This is a genomic window from Methanosarcina sp. 1.H.A.2.2, from assembly GCF_000979975.1.
Taxonomy (GTDB): domain Archaea; phylum Halobacteriota; class Methanosarcinia; order Methanosarcinales; family Methanosarcinaceae; genus Methanosarcina.
Map to the genome: position 1 here is coordinate 1 of NZ_JJQL01000010.1, position 5,840 is coordinate 5,840.

Here is a 5,840-nt window from a genome sequence, read left to right on the forward strand (position 1 = left end):
CACAGCTTTTTGCTGGAGTCTCTACAATGTCACAGCTTTTTGCTGGAGTTTCTACAACATCACAGCTTTTTGCTGGAGTCTCTACAACGTCACAGCTTTTTGCTGGAGTTTCTACAACGTCACAGCTTTTTGCTGGAGTCTCTACAATGTCACAGCTTTTTGCTGGAGTCTCTACAATGTCACAGCTTTTTGCTGGAGTTTCTACAACATCACAGCTTTTTGCTGGAGTTTCTACAACGTCACAGCTTTTTGCTGGAGTTTCTACAACGTCATCAGAGGTTTTCTGTCCACAATCTGTAATAGAATCGCAGCCGCATGAGTCACATTCACAGTTTGCTTTCTCACAGTCTGCAATAGATTCACAGTCACATGAATTACAGTTTGCCTTATCACAGTCTGCAATAGAATCGCAGCCGCATGAGTCACATTCACAGTTTGCCTGATTACAGGCTACAATAGATTCACAGTCACATGAATTACAGTTTGCCTGTCCACAATTTGCAAGAGTGTCACAGGAAACTGTAGGGGTTTCTGCAGATGTAAGAGCATTACAGGAAACTGCTCCTGCAGTAATTAAACTTGACATCATTATTATAATAGAAGCACATGCCAGAATTTTTATAATTGGTTTTTCACTGAAGTGCATTTTTTCCCTCCAATTGTTCCTACTAGTTTGTCTGATCTTGCTCATTTTATCTGAGAAGATCTGGAACCTAAAAGTATCGGCACAGTTAAACATATAAAAATACTTACACTACTTGTCCAAAACCAAAATTAAAAACCGTATTTAAGCCTTTATATCGAATAATAAAACCGGGAAAATACATTTAACACTTGATTGTGCTATATACTCTGGTAAAAGTAAATTTAAAACTTTATAACACTTCATCTTATTTTATAATGGTTCATAAGAGGTTGAATTAAAAGTTAATTAATAAATTGCAAATGTTGATATTAATTGGTTCAGTTTTAATCCTAATTTCTCCTAAAGAATATAATTTATTCACACTTTTTACGCAAATTCTCCTAAATTCTTTTCATTCCTTCTCATTTCTTTTTATCCCTTTCTTGAAAACGGCATAAAGCGCTCGAAACAGCTTGATTAATAACCTTATATATATTAATTTATACAATAGTTACCAAATGACAAAAGGAATACTTATCGCAGGAACCCATAGTGGAGTTGGAAAAACCACAGTCTCCATGGGTATTATGGCTGCCCTCAAGCACAGGCAACTAAGAGTCCAGCCTTATAAGGTAGGGCCGGATTACATTGACCCTTCCCACCACACAGCCATCTGCGGGCGCTCTTCCAGGAATCTGGACACCTATATGATGGGCACGGAAGGGGTGAGGCAGACAGTTGCCCGTACGTCTGAAGATGCTGACATTGCTGTCGTTGAAGGTGTCATGGGGCTCTTTGATGGGATTGACTCTACGGAAATTGCAAGCTCGGCACATGTAGCAAAGACTCTGGATATTCCGGTGATTCTGGTAATCAATGTCCACGGCATGTCAAGAAGTGCCGCAGCTCTCCTGAAAGGTTATTCCGAATTCGATCCGGAAGTCAGGGTTGCAGGCGTTATCCTGAACCAGGTAGGCAGCCCTCGCCATGCAGAACTTGTAAAGAATGCGCTTCCGGGCAACATTCCTGTTATCGGCACAATTCCCCGAAGGAAAGATATTGAGGTCCCTTCAAGGCATCTGGGGCTCTACATGGCGCATGAAAAGGACTACAACACTGCGGAAATGGCAGCCTTTATTGAAGAAAATGTTGACCTTGATGCGGTGCTTGAACTTGCTGAGCCCTGTTCAGTTCCGGAGGCTGAGGTAATTCAGAGGCCAGAAACTGATCTCAGGATCGGAGTTGCCTGGGACCCTGCGTTCTGTTTCTACTACCGGGATATGTTCGATGCATTCGGAGACAGCGGAGCAGAAGTAATATTTTTTAGCCCTATGGCAGGTGACGTTCCGGATGTAGACGGAATTTACCTTGGAGGCGGCTACCCTGAGCTCTATGCAGAAGTCCTTGAAAACTCAGAGACTACCCGGAAACTGAAAGGACTTGCAGCTGACGGCCTTCCCATCTATGCGGAATGCGGCGGCTTGCTCTATCTCTGCGGAACTTATGAAGTAGAAGACCGGACATATAAACTGGCTGATGTTGTGCCTGCAAATACCCGCATGACAAACCGTCTGAAGGCTCTGGGGTATACCGAAGCCCGCCCCCTTGACAAAAACTTCTCTTCCCACAATATCAGAGGTCACGAATTCCATTACTCCCTTACGGAATGCGACCGTGATGCCAGGTTTGCATACGAAATGATCCGCGGGAAAGGCATACAGGACGGTTTTGACGGGCTTGTGGAACACAATACCCTTGCAGGATACATGCACTCCCATCCTTCCAGCTTCCCGGTAGATAAGTTCGTGGGGAAATGCAGGGAATACAAAAGGAGATAATTGAGACGGAGCGGCATAGTCGGGAATGAAACCCTACAGAAGAAAATCGCGAAAAAGAAGATAACTTTTGGGAAACCGGGGCGTTAAAGCTATTTCAGGTTTTTCCCTTTTCTTTTTCTTTTTCCTGCTCTTTCCCCTTTTCCCTTTCCTGTTCGACTTGATGTTTCTCTCCCTGCTCTTTTTCCTGTTCCCTTTCCCTTTCTTTATTTCTTATGTAGACCTTTTTCTCATAATACCCAAGAGGATGGCTGATTTTTTCGCAGAGCCCATCTTTTCCCACGCAGTTGCCGTAGGTCCTCATGGTGTCGCAGGCTGGGGGTTTGTATGCATTGCCTGTAGCGCCTGCAATGTGTTCTATCTGGTAGAGGGTTTTTTCCGCGTCAAAATCGGGAGAGATGTTGAAAAGGTTCAGGATTTCGTCTACTGACATTCCTACACTGAGCAGGAAAGAAGTCATTGCAAAACGCATCGAATGGGCAAGGTTAACTCCACCCTGTACGTTTGCAAGCGCATGGGCAATACAGGGAGGAAAGAGGTCGGGCTCAACAGCTCCGAAGTCCGTAGCCCCGAATTTCTTTTTCTGGACCTCGAACTGTTCCTTTATCTCGGAAACGTAGGGGGAGCAGAAGCTGGAGATTTCGGGAGGAATTTCCGGGATGGGGAAGGACTGTTCGATCCTTTCCCTGACTGCTTCTTCAAGAAGCCTTGCAAACTCTTCCTTTGTTATTTTTATTTTGCCTGCCCTGAGCTGGCGGTTTGTCAGTTTCCAGGAGGGGTCTTTGAGGGAATTTGAAAAGCGAATATAGTCCGTAAAATGCATACTGAAATAGGAGTCCCTGAAATCTGCCAAGATTCCAAAATCTTCCCCGAATTCGAGCAGAAAATTCGGGGTTTCGTTTCTTAAAAAAGCGTAGGCAGCCTTGGCTTCTGCTAGAGCATAGCGCCGGGTAAAGAGCTGGTCATCCACACAGGCAACCAGCATCCTGGCAAAGGGATAGGAAAGGAGTTCCGAGAGTACCTGGACTTCCCCTGATACAGGGGATTTTTTAATTTCTCCTTCAAGAGCTTCTTTTACCCTTTCTATTCCACGGGATCTTGCAGCCCTGTAAGCTCGCGAATTGAGCAGGTTTTCCAGAGAAATTCCCAGGTTTCCAACATGGGCAGATGCTTCTGAAATAAATGGGTAATATGCAAGTTTTTCGGCCTGCATGCCACCCTTAGTCCGATTCTATTCTCGGAGCCAGGAGATAGGATATTCTTCCTGCACCGTTTGCAATTTCAAAGTCAATCAGGACAGGGAAATCTCTGCCAAGAGAGAGGGTGACCTCATTTACCTTGTTTGTGGGTTTGACTATATCTGTCAGGTAATCCAGGGAAAAGAGAGAACAGGCTTCTCCTGCTTTCAGGTCGATTAGCTGGTCTCTGCCCATCTCCAGGCGGACCTTGTCGGTGTCTCCCTTTGCTTCCATATAGAAAGTATCGCCAGAAACTCCCATGAGCATATGGTCGCTTATCTTTTCTGCGGCTTTTACGGCACGCCTGAGGTCTGCACCATTCAGGACAACTTTGGCAGGCAGATCGAGCTGGGGAACTCTGGGTTCTGCACGGATTGTTGAAGGGTCCAGAAGAGAAAGAGTATAGGACAGCCCTCCTACATCAATCAGGAGTTTATTGCTTCCTTCTTCAAGTTCCATCCTAACTGTATCGCTCTTGTCCGCAATTCCCAGCAGGTCGGTAATCTTATTCAGGTCGAGTCCGATCTCACACTCATCAGCGCTGTATTCATCAAAAGCCGATGATCCAAGCTCAAAAATCCCCATTGCAACGTTGGCAGGATCAACTGCTTTTACCGAAATACCTTCGGGTTTTATTCTAAATCTAACTTCATCTACAATTACAGCCAGTGCGGCAATCGCGTCTTTCAGAAGCTCTGCATTAATTGCTGCCTTGAACATGATTCTTCTCCATCAAATAAATTTAAGCCTTAAACTCCTTATCTATCACTTGGATATATAAATTTCCTTACGATCTAGGATTTTCTATCCTTTTGAGGAAAATTTTCCGAATCGGAATAAGTAGCCATATATGGAATCGGGATAAACTATTAGATTCAAAGTCCCGGCAACTATATAAATCTTGGTCAGAAAATCAGGAAGCAACAGGCTCTGCCTGAGACATAAAAGAAGTTCTGACCTGAAAATTCGTTTTCCAGAGGTACATTTTTAATAAGTACGTTTTTAAAAAGTACATTTTTAAAAAGTACATTTTTAAGAAGGGCCCTAAGAAAAGGTTGTGGAATTTAGTCGTATTCTCTCCAGGTAAACCCGCACTTCGTACATTTGAGAAAACGGGTCTCGGATTCATCTGCAGACCTGAGCTGTCTGAGCCACCAGGCTGCTGTATTGTTCCCGCACTCCGGGCATTTTACACTCGTTGTTGGCAGGCCTGAAGTCTGTTCACCTTCGAGTACTACTACTTCATGATCGTCAATCTTGGCTTTGGAGACGAAATTCTTTTCGTTATTTTCAATCGGTATTATGTTCCCACATTTTCTACATTGGTAGTTACCATCTTTAGGAAACATCATACTTTTGCATTTGGTACAGAACTGCATTAATATCACTTTTTGCGTCATTTATCATTTTATTGTGGTCAAAAGCCAGTTCAGGAATTGAATCAAGCTCAAAAAGTTCAACGGCATCAGCGTCAGAGCCTGATTTTAAATCTCCGTATCCTTTCGCAAGGTAGCACACTGAGATTGTATGTCTCCTGGGGTCGCGTTCAGGGTCGGAATAGACACCGATAAGTTTGAGAATCTCTACAGAAAGGCCTGTTTCTTCAAAAGCTTCCCTGGAAGCTGCTTTTTCTGTACTTTCCCCGATTTCAACGAAGCCTCCAGGAAGGGCAAATTCTCCCTCATATGGGGGGTATTTTCTCTTCACCAGAACAAGCTTGTTTTTAAAGAGAATTACAGCATCAACGGTTAGGCTGGGGGCATTATGTTTCATAAAAAGCCTTCGAAGTTTACTTTCCGTGAGATCTTTTTCCTCTACCAATCTCCTTCCTGATTAGCTTTTTCTGGCGTTTTGCCAGATATAATAATATATTAGTATTGTGCATATTGTAGAAACTCGTCATCATATTTCAATTATTCTTCTCAACTTTTCCATTCTTTTTAATTCTTTTTTGAGTTGTTCTCCGGTTCTCTGTGCTATGAGTCGAGTCTCTATAAAGCAAAAAAGTCACTTACGCAGTAGTCTTTATTAAAGGTTTCTCTTTTTTAGGAGCGTCTAAGGCTAATCCCTGTCATTTTAATGGCGGGATACAGCCGTCAACTCTTCAATAATACGCTTATTGGCAACGTTTTTAAACTTTCA

The 5,840-nt window shown here is 43.4% G+C and carries 6 protein-coding genes; 1 reads left to right on the forward strand and 5 read right to left on the reverse strand.

Going from position 1 to position 5,840, the window contains the following annotated elements; all coding sequences use genetic code 11:
• On the reverse strand, positions 1 to 646 hold a 646-nt coding region (locus EO93_RS02255), incomplete at its 3' end, for a hypothetical protein (protein ID WP_048160987.1).
• 497 nt (positions 647 to 1,143) lie between these two features.
• Here EO93_RS02255 and EO93_RS02260 point away from each other — a divergent pair.
• Entirely contained in the window at positions 1,144 to 2,463 is a 1,320-nt protein-coding gene (locus EO93_RS02260; RefSeq protein ID WP_048160988.1) for a cobyrinate a,c-diamide synthase, read from the forward strand.
• A gap of 94 nt (positions 2,464 to 2,557) precedes the next feature.
• Here EO93_RS02260 and priL read toward each other — a convergent pair whose 3' ends face one another.
• From priL to EO93_RS02280, 4 genes are all read right to left on the reverse strand, one after another.
• Entirely contained in the window at positions 2,558 to 3,673 is a 1,116-nt protein-coding gene (gene priL / locus EO93_RS02265; RefSeq protein ID WP_048160989.1) for a DNA primase regulatory subunit PriL, read from the reverse strand.
• Between the two features lie 7 nt (positions 3,674 to 3,680).
• A complete protein-coding gene (locus EO93_RS02270; protein ID WP_048132013.1) occupies positions 3,681 to 4,418 on the reverse strand; it encodes a DNA polymerase sliding clamp in 738 nt (245 codons plus the stop codon).
• Positions 4,419 to 4,762: 344 nt separating this feature from the next.
• Complete coding sequence (locus EO93_RS02275) at positions 4,763 to 5,077, reverse strand: transcription factor S (protein WP_048132015.1); 315 nt, start codon at positions 5,075 to 5,077, stop codon at positions 4,763 to 4,765.
• Positions 5,037 to 5,471, reverse strand: a complete 435-nt coding sequence (locus EO93_RS02280) for an NUDIX hydrolase (protein WP_048132065.1) — start codon at positions 5,469 to 5,471, stop codon at positions 5,037 to 5,039. The genes EO93_RS02275 and EO93_RS02280 overlap by 41 nt, the downstream gene beginning before the upstream one ends.
• Between the last annotated feature and the right edge of the window lie 369 nt (positions 5,472 to 5,840).